Origin of the sequence: Egibacter rhizosphaerae (assembly GCF_004322855.1) — a bacterium.
Classification (GTDB): Bacteria; Actinomycetota; Nitriliruptoria; order Euzebyales; family Egibacteraceae; genus Egibacter; species Egibacter rhizosphaerae.
Map to the genome: position 1 here is coordinate 2,737,705 of NZ_CP036402.1, position 17,902 is coordinate 2,755,606.

Genomic DNA, 17,902 nt, shown 5'->3' on the forward strand with positions numbered 1-17,902 from the left:
CGCCCGGGCGCGGCGATGTGAATCCGCCCGTGGGTCAGCCCTCGATGGCCGACTGCATCGCGCGGAGCTTGTGCCGGGTCTCCTCGAGTTCGGCCTCCGGCAACGAGCCCGCCACGATCCCGGCGCCGGCGAACAGCCGGGCTCGCGCGCCGTCCACCTCGGCGCAGCGCAGGGCGATCCCCAGCTCACCGTCCCCGCTCGGATCGACCCAGCCCACCGGCGCGGCATAGCGGCCACGGTCGAGCTGCTCGAGTCGACGGATCGTCGCTCGAGCGGCGTCTCGGGGGCTGCCGCAGACCGCGGCCGGAGGGTGCAGGCGCGCGGCGAGCTCGAGCAGGTCGGGCGCCGGCTCCCGGAGGTGGACGCGCACGTCGGTGGCGAGGTGCTGGACGTTGGCCAGACGCAGCAGCCACGGCTCGGGATCGACCGCGAGGTCTTCGGCGATCCCGTCGAAGGCCTCGCGTACCGAGTCGACCGACGGGCGGTGCTCGTCGCGATCCTTGGCCGACGCGAGCAGCCGCGCGCCGAGCTCGGCGTCCTCGACCTCATCGCGCCCGCGCGGTGCGGTGCCGGCCAGCACGAGCGACCGGGCGCTGCGACCATCCCGCCCGATGAGCAGCTCCGGGGTCGCGCCGACCAGTCCGTCGATCGCGAACACGAAGCAGCTCGGGAAGCGGTCCGCGAGCCGCTGCAGCAGGAGGCGCGTGTCGAACGGCTCGCGCGCCCAGACCACCCGGTCCCGGGCGAGAACCACCTTGGTGAGTGGCTCGCCGCCGGCGTGGTCGCGTATCTCGGCGGTCGCGCGGGCGACCGCGTCGAGCCACGCGAGCTCGGACTGGGAGGCTCCCGCGTAGCGCACTCGGCCGTGCGGGCGCACCGGAGCCGGGCCGGGCAGCGCGGCGGAGGGGTCCTCCAAGCGCGGGTCGCCCGGCGGGCCGATCGCGGTGACCCAGCGCTGCCCGCCCCGGGACCCGACGACGGTGGCGGGGACGGAGAGCACCGAGGGGCCGTCGTCCTCGAACGCCCACGAGGTCGTCGCGACCAAACCGGTGCCCGGCCGGTCCAGTGGGTCGTCGACGGGTGTGTACGCGGCGAGCCCTGCCAGCGAATCGCGAGCGGCGTCGAACCGCCCGGGCCCGGTGCCGACCGGCAGCCGCGCGGCCTCCCCCCAGCCGACCATGCCCTCCTGCCCGTACAGCCAGGCCCACCCGTCGGGGCCGGGCAGGAAGTCGAGCAGCGCGCGGTCGTCGGACAAGGGCACCGTCCGGGCGCACAGTGCCGGTGGTGCCTCCTCGTTGCGCGCCTGGGCCGGTGCGCTCAACCCGTGTCCTCGGTGTCGCGCCCCGGGTCCTCGGTGTTGCCCCCCGTGTCGTGCTTGGTGTCCCGCCCGGTGACGGCGCGGGCCTCGGCGGCCTCGAGCAGGAGGCGACGGAAGTGGTGCGCCACGAGCGCGCTGCTCGCCGGCAGCATCCGTTGGAACGCGGCGACCAGCTGCTCGCCGGCCTCCTCGTCCGAACCCGCCGACCCCTGGATCGGGTCGCGCACGAACCGGACGAACAGCTCGACCGCCTCGTCCGCGATGACCCGCATCGCGTGATCGTGTCGGCGCGCCAGGCCGAGGAGCTCGTCGAGGGGGACCCCGGCCTCCATGAGCGCGAGGCCGGCGCGCAGCGCCTCGGCGTCACCGGCGGAATATCTCGTGGCGCCGTCGATCTCGCGGGGCGCGAGCAGCCCCTCCCGCGCGAGCGCGTCCAGCAGTGCCTCGGGAACGCCGGTCTGCTCGGCGAGCTGCTCGCCGCTCAGGGTCGCCTCGTCGGGCTCGCCGGGGGCCGGGCCGCTGAGCGCGCGCACGAGCGCGGCGTCGGCGGGATCCTCGTCATCGTGTTGTCCGCTCATGGTGCCCAAGCTACGAGGTCGCGGGCATCCGGTCCGAGTCGCCCCGTCCGCGCGCCCAAGCGGTCCGCGACGATCGGTGACCAACGTCTCGCCAGTCCGGGACCAGCGGCCCTGATCCTCGGCACGGGGCGACGTCATGCTCTCGTCAGTCCTGATCGGACGAGTCGATCGGTCGGCTCCATGCCTGGCCGGGTCGACGGCCGCCACCACGAGTCGAGGAGCGCGCCATGGCGCAGGAGCACGAGCACGGGACACAGACAGGCAGCCGCGCCACCACGGGATGGGCGGCGTTCGCGGCCACGGCGGTGGTGCTGTTCGCCCTGCTCGTCTGGCTGCTCGTCGTGGGCCCGGCCACCACCCCCGCCGCGGACGTCGCGGAGACCCCGGAGGAGCCGACGGCCGAACCCGCCGACGAGGAGGCCGAGCCCGCCGGGGAGGCGGTGACCGTCGGGATCGAGCTCGGCGACATGTACATCGACCCCGACGAGATCGAGGTCCCGGCCGACACCCCGGTCGCGTTCGAGCTCGAGAACGTGGGCGGCGCGGAGCACGACTTCGAGATCGACGGAGTGGGCGGGAGCCCGATGGTCCAGCCCGGTGAGACCCTGACCTGGGAGGTCGACGGCATCCCCGAGGGTGAGCACGGCGCCATCTGCACCGTGCCCGGGCACGAGGGCGCGGGCATGACCGCCACCGTGGTCGCGACCCCCGACGCGGAGGTCGCCGCGGAGCCGGCCGCTACCGACGAGGAAGGCGACGGCACCTCCGACGGAGGCGACTCCGAGGGCGACGAGGAGGGCTCCGACGCCACGGAGAGCGGCGACCATGGGGACATGACCCCCGAGGAGATGGTCGAGGTCCACGACGGCGGCGTCGCCGACTTCCCCGCCGAGACCGAGGGGCAGGGGGGCGAGCCGCTCGAGCCCGAGATCGACGACGACGGCACGCTCGTCTGGGAGCTCACCGCCGAGCACGTCGAGTGGGAGGTCGAGCCCGGCGACGTCCGCGAGGGGATGGGCTACAACGGCATGATCCCCGGCCCGGAGCTGCGCGCCGAGGTCGGCGACGATGTCCGCATCGAGCTCACCAACGAGCTGGACGAGCCCACCGCGCTGCACATGCACCACCTCGCGGTGCCGAACGAGATGGACGGCGTCCCCGGCCTGACCCAGGACTCGATCCTGCCGGGCGAGACGTTCACCTACGAGTTCACCGTCGACAACGACGGCTCGCACATGTACCACTCGCACTTCGACTCGGCGCGCCAGGTCCCCGGCGGCCTGCTCGGGGCGTTCGTCGTCGAGGACGAGGACCCCGACGCCGTCGACGCCGACCACGACGTCACGATGATCTTGAACGACGGTCCGCTCGGCTACACGATCAACGGGAAGGGCTTCCCCGCGACCGAGCCGATCGAGGTCGAACAGGGCGAGACGGTGCGGGTGCGCTACATGAACGAGGGGCTCGAGATCCACCCGATGCACCTGCACGGAATGCGCCAGGAGGTCATCGCCTACGACGGTGACCTGCTCGAGCAGACCCACACCGAGGACACGGTCAACGTGGCGCCCGGCGAGCGGGTCGACGTGCTGATCGAGGCCACCGAGCCGGGCGCGTGGGCCTTCCACTGCCACGTGCTCAGCCACGCGGAGGGCTCGGACGGTATGTTCGGGATGGTCACCGCGATGATCGTCGAGTAGCGAGCGACCGAGGGAGTTCCCATGGCCGGTTCCGCGACGGGGGTCGTGCGCCTCGCCGAGACGAGGTGCTGGGAGCTGTTGCGGACCCACCGCCACCTGCTGGGGCGGGTCGGCTTCGTCGAGGGGAACCGCGCGGCGATCCGGCCCGTGAACTACCGCCTGCACCACCGAGGGCTCGTCTTCCGCACGGCCGTCGGTTCCACGCTCGCCGGCCTGCCCGACGGCACGGCGGTGACGTTCCAGGTCGACGACGTCGACGCCCACTGGCGGGAGGGCTGGAGCGTCATCGCCGAGGGGACGGTCGAGGTGCCGGGCGAGGAGTTGCGCGCGGAGTTGGAGCAGCTCGGCCTGGAGCCGTGGGCGCCGGGTGAACACCACGAGTACCGCCGCGTGCGGATCGACGACGTGAGTGGTCGCCGGATCGACTGACACCCCTGCGCGCTCGCGCCGGATGGGACGGCGCGGGGCCGGATGCGTACTATTGGCGGGACGAATTCACGTCACCACCACGCCCCGGGAGGGCGCGCGGTGTGGTAGCCGCCGGTCACGTCGAGGAGCGAGGAATGTCGGCAACGTCACACGAGGATCCCCGGTCGGGCGGGGGCAGCGCCCTGGACTCGGCGACGGTCGCGTGGACGGCGTTCGCGTTCACGGCGACGCTGTTGGTGATCCTTCTTCTGTGGGTGTTGCTCGGCACGCCGGGGGCGGGGCCGGCCGACGAGGTCGCCGAGGCACCCGACGAGGAACCAGCCGCCGACGACGACGAGGCCGCCGACGACGAGGCCGCCGACGACGGCGAGGCGGAGGAGACCGTCGAGTTCGTCGCCGACGACAACTTCTACGAGGATCTGCCCGACTCGGTGTCGGCGGGCACGGTCGAGTTCGTGATGGACAACCAGGGCGCGGCCGAGCACGACATGGTGATCGAGGAGCTGGGCGACGAGGAGGTCGTCGAGCTGACCCCCGGCGGCGAGACCGCGTCGGGCACCGTGGAGCTGGAGCCGGGGGAGTACACGCTGTACTGCTCGGTTCCCGGGCACCGCGAGGCGGGCATGGAGGCGACCATCACCGTCGAGGGCTGACCGGCGTCAGCCGCCGGAGCTTGCGGGCCACCCGGGCCGGGGCGACCCTCGGCGACCATGCCACCCGTTGCCTACCGCGCCCGCGTCGTGGTGCCCGTCACCACGCCACCGATCGACGACGGCGTGGTCGTGGTCGACGGTGACCGGATCGTCGCCGTCGGATCGGCCGCCGAGTTGTCGGGGCGCGCCAACCGTGAGCACAGCATCGACGGCGCGCTCCTTCCCGGCCTCGTCAACGCCCGGACGCGCATCGAGCACACCGACGCGGCGGGTCTCACCTGGAGCGGCGGCCACGACCGGTGGCTCGCCGCGGTCGCGCAGCGGACGCGCGACTGGGACGAGCAGCGCGTCGGCCGCTCGGCGCAGCGCGGCGTGCACGCGCTGTTGCGCGCGGGGGTGACCTGCGCCGGCGACGTGGTCGGGGCCGGGCCCGCGGTGCCCGCCGCGGTCCGTGCCGGCCTCGTGGGCGACTCGTGGGTGGAGGTCGCCGACGTCGACGAGCGCGGCCACGACGCCCTCATCGCGGCCCTCGAGCGGACGCTCGGCCTGCCCGCGCCCGGCCGACGGGTCGGAATCGCGCTGCCGGGGCCGCACCGGGTCGGTACCGGCGTCCTGCAGGCACTGGCCGATCTCGCGGCACGACGCGGTCGACCGATCCACCTGCCCGCGGCCGTGACGCGCGGAGAGGTCGCGGCCATCGCCGAGGGCACGGGGCCGACCGCCGCTGCTGCCGTGCGGCACGGGCTCGAGGCCGAATGGCTCGAGGGCGGGACCGGTCTGCCGCCATTGCGATACCTCGACGCCTGCGGCGTGCTGCGCCCCGGCACGAGCATCGCCCACGCGATGCAGGCCGACCCCGGGGAGCTCGACCTTCTCGCGGAACGAGGGGTCAGCGTCGTCGTCGCCGTCCGGGCGGCTGCGCGGACCCGGCTCGGCGGGGCGCCGCTGCACGCGCTGGCGTCCGCGGGGCTGCCCGTCGCCCTGGGTACCGACGATCCCGCCGCCTCCGGGGACGTCGATGCGCTCGCCGAGGCGCGGGCCTTCGCCTCGGCCGCCAGAGTGAGTGGCTTCGAGACCTGGCCGCTGCCCGGGGGGCCACGCCCGCTCGCCGAGGCGGCGCTGCGGCTGGTGACCGCCGACGGGGCGAGGGCGATGGGATGGGGCGACCATTCCGGCGCGCTCGCCGTCGGTCGCCGCGCCGACCTGGTGGGCGTCGAGCTCGACACCGACGCGGAAGGGGCCACCCAGGACGTCGTCGACGGCGGTGCCGGGCGACAGGTGCTCACGGTCGTCGCGGGGGTCCGCCGGGCCCGTCGTCGGACGGCGGATGAGCCCTGGCCCGCCCACGACCCCCGCGAAGAGGACGGCACACCCTCGTGAGCGGCAGACTGGCGCGCATGGACGCGACCCGCGCGAGCGCGCGCCACGAGGCCGACTTCCCGCTGCCGGACCCGGAGACCGGTCCCGCCAAGGACGCCGCGCTCGTGCAGCGGATGTTCGATCGTGTGGCTCCCCGCTACGACCTCGTGAACGCGCTGTTGTCGCTCGGCCACGACCGGCACTGGCGCCGGGTCGCGGTCGCCGCGGTCGCACCGAGGGCGGCTGAGACGATCGTCGACGTCGCGGCCGGCACCGGGGCACTCGCCCACGAGCTGGCGGCGGCCGCGGGGGACGGCGCCACGGTCGTCGCCCTCGACTTCTCGACCGCGATGCTGGACGCCGGCGCCGAACGCGAGGAGCGGGGGGTGCCCCGCCGCTCGGGTCTCGCGTGGGTCGCCGGCGACGGCACCCGCCTCCCGTTGCCCGACGCGAGCGTCGACGCGGTCACGATCGCCTTCGGCCTGCGCAACCTGCCCGACCCGGCGGCCGGCCTCGCCGAGTTCGCGCGGGTCACCCGCCCGGGCGGGCGCCTCGCGGTGCTCGAGTTCTCGCGCCCTGTGCACCCGGCCTTTCGGCGGGTGTACGACGCGTACCTGGGCACCGTCCTGCCCGCGGTCGCCGATCGGGTGAGCTCGGCGCCCGCGGCGTACCGCTACCTCGCCGAGTCGATCCGCCGCTGGCCCGACCAGCCCCGGCTGGCCGAGCACCTCCTCGCCGGGGGTGGGGGCACGTGAGGTGGAAGAACCTCACCGGCGGCATCGTCGCGTTGCATCACGCTGTCCGCCTCATGTGAAACGGATCACGACGTCGGCGCGATCGTGCTAGCGTGGCCGCTCGGACAGGGAGACCACCCGGGTCCGCGGAGCGCCGGAGACCCGGTCCCGGTTGGCGCGCCAGCCCGCCCAAGTTGTCGACAGCCGGAGACGACAGGCGCATGAGCGAGCACCCGATCACGCACGCCGACGCCGTCGTGGTCGGCGCGGGCCCGGGAGGCAGCGCGGCGGCCCGATTCCTCGCCGATGCGGGCCGCGACGTCGTCGTCCTCGAGAAGGCGTCCTTCCCACGCGACAAGGTGTGCGGCGACGCGCTCACGCCGCGGGCGGTGCGGGCGCTCGAGCAGCTGGGCCTGCACGAGGAGGCGGCCGGGGAGCCCGACGGCTGGGTGGCGCAGTCCGGGTTGCGCATGTACGGGGGCAGGACGGTCCTCGACCTCCCCTGGCCCGAGGTCGGCGGCTGGCCCACCCATTCGGTGACCGCCACCCGTTCGCTCTTCGACCACACCCTCGCCGAGCACGCGGTCAAGGGCGGGGCGCAGCTCTGGGAGCGCACCGAGGCGACCGCGCCGGTCTGGCTGTCGGACCGGCAGGAGCGTGTGGCCGGCGTGACCTACCGCACACGCGACCGCGAGGACGGCGCCACCGAGGAGGGCACCGTCCGCGCGCCGCTCGTGATCCTCGCGGACGGCAACTCGAGCCGCATGGCGGTCGCGCTGGGGCTGCACCGCGACGCGTCCCGCCCCATGGGCGTCGCGGTGCGCGCGTACTACGAGAGCCCCCGCGCGGAGATGGACCGCATGGAGGGGTTCCTCGAGATGCGCACGCCCCCCGAGGAGGGCGCCCGTTACGAGGACGGCGATCTTCTGCCCGCCTACGGGTGGATCTTCCCGCTCGACGACGGGGTGGTGAACGTGGGTTGGGGGCTGCTCGATTCCAGCCCGCACTTCCGCTCGATCAACTACCGCAAGGTGTTGGAGGCCTGGGTCGACCAGTTCCCCGCCGAGTGGGGCATCACCCCCGAGACGCGGACCGGCGGCGTCCGCAGCGCCGGGCTGCCGATGGCGCACAACCGACACCCGATGCTCCACCGCGGCGCCCTGCTGGTGGGCGACAGCGCCGGCATGGTCAACCCCTTCAACGGGGAGGGGATCAGCTACGCCATCGAGGCGGCCGCGTTCGCCGCCGAGGTCGGGGACGAGGCCATCGCGCGCGGTTCGGACGCGCCCCTCTCGCGCTATCCCGAGCTCGTGCAGGGCGAGTGGGGCGGGTACTACACCCTGGGGCGGACATTCACGTGGCTCATGGGGCACCCCACGGTGATGCGGGTCTGCCGCGACTACGGGATGCCGCGGCGCCGCCTCATGGACTTCGTGTTCCGCACCATGGCGCACCTCGTGAGCCCGCGCAGTCGGGACGCGACCGACCTGATCCTGAACAGCCTCTCGCGGGCGGTGCCGGCCGCATGAGCCCGACGATCGCCGCCGCTGCCGCCCCACGGCCCCGCTGGCTTGTGGCCATGAACGCACGCCCTCTAGCGTGGGCACCCTGGGGACGGAGCGGCGCGCCGCACCCCGGAACCGCCGCCCGAGAGGACGCTGGCGCCCCGCCGTCGGGCGCCGGGGAGAGGTGACATGCTCGCCGAGTACCTGCCGCTGGTGCTGCTGTTCGTCGTGGCCGTCGCGTTCGTCGGCCTCTCGTTGCTCGTGTCCGCGCGGCTCGGCCCGACGGCGCCGAACCCGACCAAGCACGCGGCCTACGAGTCGGGGATCATCCCGGAGGTCGAGACGGACCCGCGCAACAGCCGGTTCACGGTCCGCTTCTACGTCATCGCGATGCTCTTCATCATCTTCGACATCGAGGCGGTCTTCCTCTACCCGTGGGCGGTCGTGCTGGGTGACCTCGGGTGGTACGGCTTCTGGGCGATGGCGATTTTCATGGTGCTCTTGTTCGAGAGCTACTACTACGTGCTCCGTCGAGGTGGGTTGGAATGGGAGTAACACCACAACAGGGGGGCCTCGAGGCGCAGCTGCCGACGGGGATCCTGCTGACGAACGTCGAGAAGTTCGTCAACTGGGGTCGCTCCGGTAGCCTCTGGCCGGCGACGTTCGGCCTCGCGTGCTGCGCGATCGAGATGATGTCCACCGGTGGCGCGCACTACGACCTGTCGCGGTTCGGGCAGGAGGTCTTCCGCGCCTCGCCCCGGCAGGCCGATCTCATGATCGTGGCCGGTCGGGTCAGCCAGAAGATGGCGCCGGTCCTGCGCAACATCTACGACCAGATGGCCGACCCGAAGTGGGTCCTGTCGATGGGCGTGTGCGCGTCGAGCGGTGGCATGTTCAACAACTACGCGATCGTGCAAGGCGTCGACCACGTCGTGCCGGTCGACATGTACGTGCCGGGCTGCCCGCCGCGCCCCGAGATGCTGATGGACGGGATCCTCAAGCTCCACGACAAGGTCAAGCAGGAGCAGTTCGTGGATCGCCCCCGCGAGGGCGAGACCGAGGAGGAGTTCGCCGGGCGCATGGGCTGGCCGGACGGTGAGGAGTCGCAGCAGCCCGGGGACGACCTGGGCCAGCCGACCGAGAAGTCCGGCGGACGCGGCCATGTCGGGCACTACGCGCGCGGCACGGGCCAGACCACCCCCGATTCCGAGGAGTGGTGAGCCCCCCGGCCGCCACGGGCGGCGACCGGGCGGGCAGCACCCTGGACCGAGCCCCGCGCTCCGGAGTGTCCCGGTCCGCGAGGAACCGACCAGCGAGGAGCACATGAGCGAGGCCGACGGCGATGAGGTCGAGCGTCACGACCCGGAGGTGCCGGCGACGAAACCGCAGCCGTCCAAGCACCGCATGGGCGGCCCCGGCACCGCGAACCCGAACATGGCCGGGGGCGAGGCGACGCAGCTGCGCGAGCTGTGGCGCGAGGACACCCACGAGCTCGATCCCGAGCTCGCGGCGCTGCGCGATCACATCTTCGCGGCCTTCGGCGACCTCGACACCGAGGTGTTCCGCGGCGAGCTGACGTTCCTCGTCGAGCCCGAGCGCCTGCCCGACCTCGTGCGGTTCTGCAAGGAAGACGCGGACGTGCGCTGCGAGCTCCTGAGCGATCTCTCGGGGGTGCATTGGCCCGGGGGGAGCCGGGTGGAACGCGCGGCCGAGACCACGGGGTGGCCCAACTACGAGACCGAGGAGTCGGAGGGGCGCATCGAGGTCGACTACATCATGCGCTCGATCACCCACAACCACGTGTTCCGGATCCGCACCCACGTGTCGGACGAGGAGCCCAGGATGGGCACGGTCACCGATCTCTACTCGGCGGCCCTGTTCATGGAGCGCGAGGTCTACGACATGTTCGGGGTCGTGTTCGAGGGGCACCCGGAGCTGGTCCGCATCCTCATGCCCGAGGAGTGGGAGGGCCACCCCCACCGCAAGGACTATCCCCTCGGGGGCGTCGAGATCCAGTACAAGGGTGGCTCGATCTCCCCGCCCGACCAGCGCCAGTACTAGGGGCCCGGTGCGTCCGATCCCCGACCCGATCCAATGCCCGGGTACCCGCCCGGAGAGGTGATGGCGAGATGACCGACACACACGGCGAGTCCGGGCCGGACCGCACCCGCGAGGGCCCCGTCTGGCAGGGCGAGGAGCAGCCCGGCTCGCTCGCGCGCACGGGCGAGAGCGACTACCTCGTCGTCGGCGGCGAATGGCAGGACCTGCCCGAGGCCGTCGAGGACGACACGATGGTCATCAACATGGGGCCGCAGCACCCCTCGACCCACGGGGTGCTGCGCCTGGTCCTCACCCTCGACGGCGAGACGGTGCTCTCGAACGACCCGGTGATCGGCTACCTGCACACGGGCATCGAGAAGAACACCGAGTACCGACCGTGGGTGCAGGGGGTCACGTTCGTCACGCGGATGGACTACCTCTCGCCCCTGTTCAACGAGCTCGGGTACTGCCTCGCGACCGAGCGCATCCTCGGCATCGAGGAGGAGGTCCCCGAGCGGGCGCAGGCGATCCGGGTGATCCTCACCGAGCTGAACCGCGTCTCCAGCCACATGGTGTGGCTCGCGACCGGCGGGATGGAGCTCGGATCGACCACCGCGATGATCTTCGGGTTCCGCGAGCGCGAGAGCGTGCTCGACATCTTCGAGCACGTCACCGGCCTGCGGATGAACCACGGGTTCATCCGTCCGGGCGGGCTGGCCAACGACGTGCCCGACACGTTCGACGCGCGGGTGCGGCAGGTCATCAGCGAGCTGCGTCAGCGCATCGACGAGATCGAGGACCTGCTCACCAAGAACCCGATCTGGATCGAGCGCAACAAGGGCGTCGGCATCATGGACGCCGAGACGTGCCTCGACTACGGCGCGACCGGGCCGGTGCTGCGCAGCGCGGGCATCGCCCACGACCTGCGCAAGGCCCAGCCCTACTGCGGCATCGAGCAGTACGACTTCGAGGTGCCGATCACCGACACCGCGGACTCGTACGGCCGCTACCTGATCCGCGTGCAGGAGGTGCGCGAGTCGCTCTCGATCGTCGAGCAAGCGCTCGACCGCCTGCCCGGCGGCCGGGTCATGGTCGACGACGACAAGATCGCCTGGCCCGCCCAGCTCGGCCTCGGACCGGACGGCCTCGGCAACACCGAGGAGTACATCTCGAAGATCATGGGCCAGTCCATGGAGGCCCTGATCCACCACTTCAAGATCGTGACCGAGGGCTTCACCGCCCCGCCCGGGCAGGCGTACGCGGCGGTCGAGTCGCCGCGCGGCGAGCTCGGCTACCACATCACCTCGAACGGCACGAACAAGCCGTACCGGGTCAGGGTGCGCGACCCGAGCTTCATCCACATCGGCGCCCTCGACCCGCTCTCCCGGGGGCTCGGGGTGGCCGACATCATCGTGGCCGTGGCGAGCGTCGACCCGGTCATGGGCGGCGTCGACCGGTAGACCGGCAGACCGGTAGCAGGAGGCAAGAGTCCCGTGGCATTCACCCCCGAGCTGCGCGAGCGAGCCGAGGAGCTCGTCGGGCGCTATCCCGAGAAGCGCTCCGCGGTGCTGCCGCTGCTGCATCTCGTCCAGCACCAGGACGGTTACATCAGCGACGACGGCGTCGCCGAGATCTCCGAGCTCACGGATTTCACCAAAGCCGAGGTGGGTGCGGTGGCGACCTTCTACACGATGTACAAGCGTGAGCCGATGGGCCGCCACCTCGTCAGCGTGTGCACGAACTTCTCGTGCGTGGTGCGCGGGGGCAAGGAGGTGTACCAGCGCCTGTCGGAGAAGCTCGGCGTCGGCCACGAGGAGACGACCGAGGACGGGGCGATCACCCTCGAGCACGCGGAGTGCCTGGGCAACTGCGAGGGCGCGCCCCTCGTCACCGTCGACTACTACAACTACGAGTGCCTCACCCCCGAACAGGCCGAGGAGCTCGTCGACAAGCTCGTGGCGGGCGAGGACGTGCCACCGCCGACCCGCGGCCGGGTGCCCGAGGGCATCCGCCACGTGTCGCACCGTCTGGCGGGCCTCGGCGACGCGGACGACCCCGATGGCGAGATCGCTCGGGCCAACCGCGCCGCGCGGGCGCACCACGGGGGGTCCACGCCGCTCACGACCGCGACGAGCGGCCCCGGCCACGTGCCGGCGACGATCGTGCCGAGCTACTCCGACGAGGACGAGGCCGAGCGCGAGCGGGCGCGCGCGCAGGTGCGCGAGACCGGTGCCGACCCCGGTGTGCTTGAGGGGGCCGCCGGCCCCGGCGCGCGGGAGTTCCCCACCCGGGACCCCGACGCGGTGGCGCAGCGCCCGGGCGAGGCTCCCGGCGAGACCGAGCACCGCGAGGCCGGCATCCCCGGGCGGGAAGGCGAGCGCACCGGCGCGGACGACGAGAACGAAGGGGACGCAAATGAGTGAACCCGTCGCGGTGCTGTCCTCGCGGTACGACGTCGAGGACGCTCACACCCTCGAGGGCTACAAGCGCACGGGCGGCTACACCGCCCTGCCGCAGGCGCTCGAGACCGATCCCGCCGAGCTACGCCAGACCGTGAAGGACGCGGGGCTGCGTGGACGCGGCGGTGCGGGCTTCCCCACGGGTGTGAAGTGGGGGTTCATGCCGGTCGATCAGACCGACAAGTCGGTGTACCTCGTCGTCAACGCCGACGAGTCCGAGCCCGGGACCTTCAAGGACCGGGAGCTGATGGAGCGGGACCCCCACCAGCTGCTCGAGGGCATCGCGATCAGCTGCCACGCGCTGAAGAGCGAGCGCGCCTTCATCTACATCCGCGGGGAGTACCTGTTCCCGGGGATGCGCCTCGAGGAGGCGATCGCCGAGGCGTACCGCCACAACTACCTCGGCGACGACATCCTCGGCAGCGGCGTCAACGTCCACGTCACGGTCCACTACGGCGCCGGTGCGTACATCTGCGGCGAGGAGACCGCGCTCCTCGACTCCCTCGAGGGCCGTCGCGGCCAGCCCCGGCTGCGCCCGCCCTTCCCCGCGGCCGCCGGCCTCTACGCCTCCCCGACGGCCGTGAACAACGTCGAGACCATCGCGAACGTGCCGTGGATCGTCGAGCGCGGGGTCGACTGGTTCAAGTCGCTCGGCACCGAGAAGGCGCCCGGCACGAAGCTCGTGTGCGTCTCGGGCGAGGTGAACCGCCCCGGCAACTACGAGTGGCCGATGGGCGCGACCCTGCGCGAGATCCTCGAGGTCTCGTGCGAGGGGATGCTCGAGGGGCGCGAGCTCAAGTTCTGGGCGCCCGGTGGCTCGTCGACCCCGCTGCTCACCGCCGACCACCAGGACGTCGGGCTCGACTTCGAGTCGATCGCCGAGGCCGGCAGCCTGCTCGGGACGGCTGCGGTGGTGGTCTGCAGCCACAAGACCAGCGCGATCCAGGCGGCCTACAACTGGACGAAGTTCTACGAACACGAGTCCTGCGGCAAGTGCACGCCCTGCCGCGAGGGGGCCTTCTGGCTCAGCCAGGTCTACGAACGCATGCTCGCCGGCGGTGGCCGGTGGCAGGATTTGCGGATCCTGGACGAAGTCTGCGACAACATCTTCGGCCGTGCGTTCTGTGCGCTCGGTGACGCGATCGCGAGCCCGATCCAGTCGTCGCTCCAGTACTTCCGCGACGAGTACGAGCACCTGATCGAGCACGGGCGGTTGCCCGACGGCCTGGAGCCGCACGCGGGCGTGATCGCCGACAACGCACAGTCGAGCCGACCGACCGCGTACGCCGTGCCGCGCGACCCGACCCCCGCGGGCTAGACCCCCGAGGCCCGAGACCGCCCCGACCGCAGGAAACGCCGCATGAGCGACGAGACCATCACCCTGACGATCGACGGGATCGAGACGAGCGTGCCCAAGGGGACGCTCGTGATCCGCGCGGCGGAGTCGCTCGGCATCACGGTGCCGCGGTTCTGCGACCACCCGCTGCTCGACCCCATCGGCGCGTGCCGCCAGTGCATCGTCGAGATCGAGGGCGCGGCCAAGCCCATGACCTCGTGCACCACGCAGGCGACCGACGGCATGGTCGTGAAGACCCACCTCACGAGCAACATGGCGCGCGTCGCCCAGGAGGGCCAGCTCGAGTTCCTGCTCATCAACCATCCGCTCGACTGCCCCATGTGCGACAAGGGCGGGGAGTGCCCCCTGCAGGACCAGACGCTCGCGCACGGCCCGCCCGACAGCCGCTTCATCGAGACCAAGCGCCGCTACGAGAAGCCGGTGCCCATCAGCCCCCTGATCGGCCTCGACCGCGAGCGGTGCGTGCTCTGCGCCCGCTGCACCCGCTTCAGCCAGCAGATCTCCGGCGACCCGTTCATCGAGCTGTTCGAGCGCGGCGCGCTCGAGCAGGTCGCGATCTACCGCGACGAGCCGTACCACAGCTACTTCTCCGGCAACGTCGTGCAGATCTGCCCGGTCGGTGCGCTCACCGCGTCGACGTACCGCTTCAAGTCGCGTCCGTTCGACCTGCGCAGTGCCGACGGGATCTGCAACCAGTGCTCGGCTGGCTGCAACCTGCGCGTCGACGTGCGCCGCGGTCGGCTCCAGCGCCAGCTGGCCCGGGACAACATGGCCGTGAACGAGAGCTGGAACTGCGACAAGGGCCGGTTCGGCTTCGAGTTCGTCGACCACGAGCGCCGGGTGCTCGAGCCGCAGGTGCGCGACGAGGCCGAGGGGTTGCAGCCGGTGTCGTGGCGTGCTGCCACCAGGACGGCCGCGCGGCGGCTGCAGGCCGCGGTCGACGCCGGTGGCCCGGAGTCGGTCGGGGTCCTGACCGGCGGGCGGATCACCGACGAGGACGCCTACGCGCTCGGGCGCTTCGCGCGGGACGTGATCGGCACGGACCACGTCGACTTCCGGGCGCGGCCCCGGACCGAGGACGAGCGTCCCGTGCTGCGCGCGATGAGCGGCAGCCAGCCGGTCACCTACGAGGCTCTCGAGAACGCCGACGTGGTGATCCTCGCGGGGCTGAACCCCAAGGAGGAGGTCCCGATCCTCTTCCTGCGGCTGCGCAAGGCGTGGCGCAACCGGGGGCAGCGCATCGTGTCCGTGGGACCAAGCCTCGACCAGCTCGACGACATCGCGTGGCGATGGATCGCGACCCAGGCGGGCGACGAGGCGGCGGCGTTGCGGGCGCTCGCCGGCGACGAGCAGGCGCCGACGCCCGAGGGCGAGCTCGCCGAGGTCGCCACCGCCGTGCGCGAGGCGCAGGCCGGCACCGAGCCCGGCGACGGCCCCCGGGTCGTCGTGCTCGCCGGTGAGCGGCTCGCCCAGAGTCCCGGCGCCCTGCCCGCGGCTGCCGGGCTCGCGGTGCAGCTGGACGCGTCCGCCCCGCCGTTCGCGTGGGTCGGCCGCCGCAACAACGCGCGCGGCGCGGTCGACGCGGGACTGGTGCCCGGGCTCCTGCCCGGGGGGCGGACCCTGGACGAACCGGGTCCGGTCGCCGACGCCTGGGACCGCCTGCCCGAGCGTTCGGGACTCGACGCCCGGGGGATCCTGGAGGCCGCACTGTCGGGGGAGCTTCAGGCGCTGTACCTCGTCGGTGTCGACCCGGCCCGCGATTTCGAGGACCCCGAGCTCGCCCGCCGTGCGCTCGACGCCGTTCCGACGGTCATCGCGCAGGAGCTCGTGACCAACGAGACGACGGCGTACGTCGACGTCCTGTTGCCGGCGTCGGCGCCCCAGGAACGCACCGGCTCGTTCACGACGTGGGAGGGGCGGCGCCAGCCCTTCCCGCAGGCCGTGTCGGCCCAGGGGGTCGCCCTCGAGGACTGGGACATCCTGCGTCACGTCGCCCGGGCGATGGGCCGTGACCTCGGGTGGGAGACGGCGACGGACATCCGCAAGGAGGCCGCGCCGTTGATGGCGCCGTCGACGCCGCTGAACGCCCGGCTGTCGCAGGTGCCGGTGCCGCGGACGGCGGCCCCGCCTCGCCCCGAGGAGGGCATGCTCGCACTCCACGAGGTCGACTGGCTGCTCGGGCACGGCGATCTGCTCGCCGGTGCGGACGAGCTGCTCGCGACGGCGCGCCCACCGGCGATCCTCGTGCACCCCGAGGACGCCGAGCGCCTCGGGATCGGTGACGGTGAGCTCGTCGCGGTCCAGGGAGCCCGCGGGCGGATCGAGCTGTCCGCCCGGGTGACCGAGCACGTTGCCGTCGGCTCGGCGGTGGTGCCGGCGAACTCCACCGATATCACCCCCGCCGAGATCGGGCCCGAGGGCGTCGGCCCGACCGTCCAGGTGCAGCTGACCCCGCGAGAGGCCGTGGCGGCCTCCGACGACAGCGCCGGCGCGAGCGCATAAGGAGCGGTGGCATGGACCTGACCGATGTCCTGATCGCGTTGCTGGTCGTCCTCGCGGGCTTCGGGCTGTGGCTGACCGGCACGGCGCTCACCATCTGGGGCGAGCGACGCGTCGTCGCCAAGATGCAGACCCGCATCGGCCCGAACCGCGTCGGCCCGCTCGGCATCCTCCAGACCCTGGCCGACGGGATCAAGCTGTTCTTCAAGGAGGACATCACCCCGGAGGCCGCCGACAAGTTCACCTACTACGTGGCCCCGATGCTCTCCGCGGTCGTCGCGATGCTCACGTTCGCGGTGATCCCGTTCGGCGGCACGTTCGAGGTGGGTGACCGCGAGGTCACCATGCAGATCTGGGACCCCGAGATCGGGCTGCTCTGGGTCCTCGCGATGAGCTCGCTCAGCGTGTACGGCATCGCGCTCGGCGGGTGGGCGTCCGGTTCCAAGTACCCGCTGCTCGGCGGGGTGCGGTCCAGCGCCCAGATGATCAGCTACGAGCTGGCCATGGGCCTCGGCCTCGCCGCCGTGTTCATCTGGACCGGCACCCTGCAGGTGTCCGAGATCGTCGAGGCCCAGTCCGGCACGTTCTTCGGCTTCCTGCCCGCCTGGAACATCGGGCCGCAGATCTTCGCGTTCGTGCTGTTCTTCGTGGCGGCGGTCGCCGAGACTCAGCGCCCCCCGTTCGACCTCCCCGAGGCCGAGGGCGAGCTCGTGGCCGGTTTCGTGACCGAGTACTCGGGCGCGAAGTTCGCTATGTTCTTCCTCGGCGAGTTCATGCAGATGGTCACGATGAGCGCCGTCACGGTGACGGTCTTCTTCGGCGGCCCGAACGGCCCGTTGTTCGGGCTCGAGGGGACGCTGCTGGGCGCCCTGCTCGCGCACTTCTACTTCCTCATCAAGACCGTGGCCTTCGTGTTCGTGTTCATCTGGCTGCGCGGTACGCTGCCGCGGTTCACCTACAACCGACTCATGGACCTCGGCTGGAAGGTCTTCCTGCCGCTCGGGCTGCTGTGGGTCATGCTCACCGCCGCGATCGTCGTCGCGCAGGAGACGCTCGCGCAGGACGAGCTGCTGTTCGGCATCGGCGTGGTGCTGGCGGTCCTCATCGCTCTACTCCTCGTCAGCATGCTGTTCGAGCGCCGCGGGCCCGAGCCGGAGGACGAGGACGCGGAACCCACCGATCAGTCGGCGCTGCCGTCGGCTGCAGAGACCGCTCGGGAGGCCGCCGAGCGGCGTGGCGCGAAGCAGATCGAAGTCGACGTCTGACGAGCG

General features: G+C 72.3%; 14 protein-coding genes and 2 pseudogenes. 14 read left to right on the plus strand and 2 right to left on the minus strand.

Annotated elements, in window-relative coordinates:
• Positions 1-34: 34 nt before the first annotated feature.
• Positions 35-1,321: an isochorismate synthase gene (locus ER308_RS12775; RefSeq protein WP_205745598.1), complete on the minus strand. Its 1,287-nt coding sequence runs from the start codon at positions 1,319-1,321 to the stop codon at positions 35-37.
• Positions 1,318-1,896, minus strand: a complete 579-nt coding sequence (locus ER308_RS12780) for a MerR family transcriptional regulator (RefSeq protein ID WP_131155349.1) — start codon at positions 1,894-1,896, stop codon at positions 1,318-1,320. Before ER308_RS12780 ends, ER308_RS12775 begins: the two co-directional genes overlap by 4 nt.
• Before the next feature lie 227 nt (positions 1,897-2,123).
• Between ER308_RS12780 and ER308_RS12785 the strand changes: the two genes are divergently transcribed.
• The 14 genes and pseudogenes from ER308_RS12785 to nuoH all read left to right on the plus strand — a co-directional run bounded on the left by ER308_RS12785 (position 2,124) and on the right by nuoH (position 17,896).
• A complete protein-coding gene (locus tag ER308_RS12785; protein WP_131155350.1) occupies positions 2,124-3,596 on the plus strand; it encodes a multicopper oxidase domain-containing protein in 1,473 nt (490 codons plus the stop codon).
• A gap of 21 nt (positions 3,597-3,617) precedes the next feature.
• Positions 3,618-4,025: a pyridoxamine 5'-phosphate oxidase family protein gene (locus tag ER308_RS12790; protein ID WP_131155351.1), complete on the plus strand. Its 408-nt coding sequence runs from the start codon at positions 3,618-3,620 to the stop codon at positions 4,023-4,025.
• A gap of 134 nt (positions 4,026-4,159) precedes the next feature.
• The gene (locus ER308_RS12795; RefSeq protein WP_131155352.1) at positions 4,160-4,678 is read left to right on the plus strand and encodes a plastocyanin/azurin family copper-binding protein; all 519 of its coding nucleotides are present in this window, start codon (positions 4,160-4,162) and stop codon (positions 4,676-4,678) included.
• Between the two features lie 57 nt (positions 4,679-4,735).
• Positions 4,736-6,058, plus strand: a complete 1,323-nt coding sequence (locus ER308_RS12800; protein WP_131155353.1) for an amidohydrolase family protein — start codon at positions 4,736-4,738, stop codon at positions 6,056-6,058.
• Positions 6,055-6,792, plus strand: coding sequence for a ubiquinone/menaquinone biosynthesis methyltransferase (locus ER308_RS12805; RefSeq protein ID WP_240731813.1), 738 nt, complete (start codon positions 6,055-6,057; stop codon positions 6,790-6,792). Before ER308_RS12800 ends, ER308_RS12805 begins: the two co-directional genes overlap by 4 nt.
• A 200-nt stretch (positions 6,793-6,992) precedes the next feature.
• The gene (locus tag ER308_RS12810) at positions 6,993-8,300 is read left to right on the plus strand and encodes a geranylgeranyl reductase family protein (protein ID WP_131155354.1); all 1,308 of its coding nucleotides are present in this window, start codon (positions 6,993-6,995) and stop codon (positions 8,298-8,300) included.
• Between the two features lie 165 nt (positions 8,301-8,465).
• On the plus strand, positions 8,466-8,831 hold the full coding sequence (locus tag ER308_RS12815; RefSeq protein WP_131155355.1) for an NADH-quinone oxidoreductase subunit A: 366 nt from the start codon (positions 8,466-8,468) through the stop codon (positions 8,829-8,831).
• Positions 8,822-9,292: pseudogene (locus tag ER308_RS12820) on the plus strand (NuoB/complex I 20 kDa subunit family protein); the annotation flags it as partial. The gene ER308_RS12815 and the pseudogene ER308_RS12820, both read left to right, overlap by 10 nt.
• Positions 9,293-9,599: 307 nt before the next feature.
• A complete protein-coding gene (locus ER308_RS12825) occupies positions 9,600-10,337 on the plus strand; it encodes an NADH-quinone oxidoreductase subunit C (protein ID WP_165492066.1) in 738 nt (245 codons plus the stop codon).
• 68 nt (positions 10,338-10,405) lie between these two features.
• Positions 10,406-11,776, plus strand: a complete 1,371-nt coding sequence (locus tag ER308_RS12830; RefSeq protein WP_131155357.1) for an NADH-quinone oxidoreductase subunit D — start codon at positions 10,406-10,408, stop codon at positions 11,774-11,776.
• Positions 11,777-11,809: 33 nt separating this feature from the next.
• Positions 11,810-12,739, plus strand: a complete 930-nt coding sequence (locus tag ER308_RS12835; protein ID WP_131155358.1) for an NADH-quinone oxidoreductase subunit NuoE family protein — start codon at positions 11,810-11,812, stop codon at positions 12,737-12,739.
• A complete protein-coding gene (nuoF, locus tag ER308_RS12840; RefSeq protein ID WP_131155359.1) occupies positions 12,732-14,093 on the plus strand; it encodes an NADH-quinone oxidoreductase subunit NuoF in 1,362 nt (453 codons plus the stop codon). Before ER308_RS12835 ends, nuoF begins: the two co-directional genes overlap by 8 nt.
• Before the next feature lie 39 nt (positions 14,094-14,132).
• Positions 14,133-16,634 (plus strand): annotated as a pseudogene (locus ER308_RS12845) (NADH-quinone oxidoreductase subunit G); the annotation flags it as partial.
• Positions 16,635-16,645: 11 nt separating this feature from the next.
• Positions 16,646-17,896 carry an NADH-quinone oxidoreductase subunit NuoH gene (gene nuoH, locus ER308_RS12850; protein ID WP_131155361.1) on the plus strand — a complete coding sequence of 417 codons (1,251 nt, stop codon included), beginning with the start codon at positions 16,646-16,648 and terminating at the stop codon, positions 17,894-17,896.
• The last annotated feature ends 6 nt before the right edge of the window (positions 17,897-17,902 follow it).

What these genes read in the sequence shown, in the direction of transcription:
- ER308_RS12780 (WP_131155349.1), bottom strand. Translation starts at nt 1,896, where the DNA reads ATGAGCGGACAACACGATGACGAGGATCCCGCCGACGCCGCGCTCGTG.
- ER308_RS12795 (WP_131155352.1), top strand. Translation starts at nt 4,160, where the DNA reads ATGTCGGCAACGTCACACGAGGATCCCCGGTCGGGCGGGGGCAGCGCC.
- nuoF (WP_131155359.1), top strand. Translation starts at nt 12,732, where the DNA reads ATGAGTGAACCCGTCGCGGTGCTGTCCTCGCGGTACGACGTCGAGGAC.
- ER308_RS12810 (WP_131155354.1), top strand. Translation starts at nt 6,993, where the DNA reads ATGAGCGAGCACCCGATCACGCACGCCGACGCCGTCGTGGTCGGCGCG.
- nuoH (WP_131155361.1), top strand. Translation starts at nt 16,646, where the DNA reads ATGGACCTGACCGATGTCCTGATCGCGTTGCTGGTCGTCCTCGCGGGC.
- ER308_RS12790 (WP_131155351.1), top strand. Translation starts at nt 3,618, where the DNA reads ATGGCCGGTTCCGCGACGGGGGTCGTGCGCCTCGCCGAGACGAGGTGC.
- ER308_RS12785 (WP_131155350.1), top strand. Translation starts at nt 2,124, where the DNA reads ATGGCGCAGGAGCACGAGCACGGGACACAGACAGGCAGCCGCGCCACC.
- ER308_RS12800 (WP_131155353.1), top strand. Translation starts at nt 4,736, where the DNA reads ATGCCACCCGTTGCCTACCGCGCCCGCGTCGTGGTGCCCGTCACCACG.
- ER308_RS12830 (WP_131155357.1), top strand. Translation starts at nt 10,406, where the DNA reads ATGACCGACACACACGGCGAGTCCGGGCCGGACCGCACCCGCGAGGGC.
- ER308_RS12815 (WP_131155355.1), top strand. Translation starts at nt 8,466, where the DNA reads ATGCTCGCCGAGTACCTGCCGCTGGTGCTGCTGTTCGTCGTGGCCGTC.
- ER308_RS12825 (WP_165492066.1), top strand. Translation starts at nt 9,600, where the DNA reads ATGAGCGAGGCCGACGGCGATGAGGTCGAGCGTCACGACCCGGAGGTG.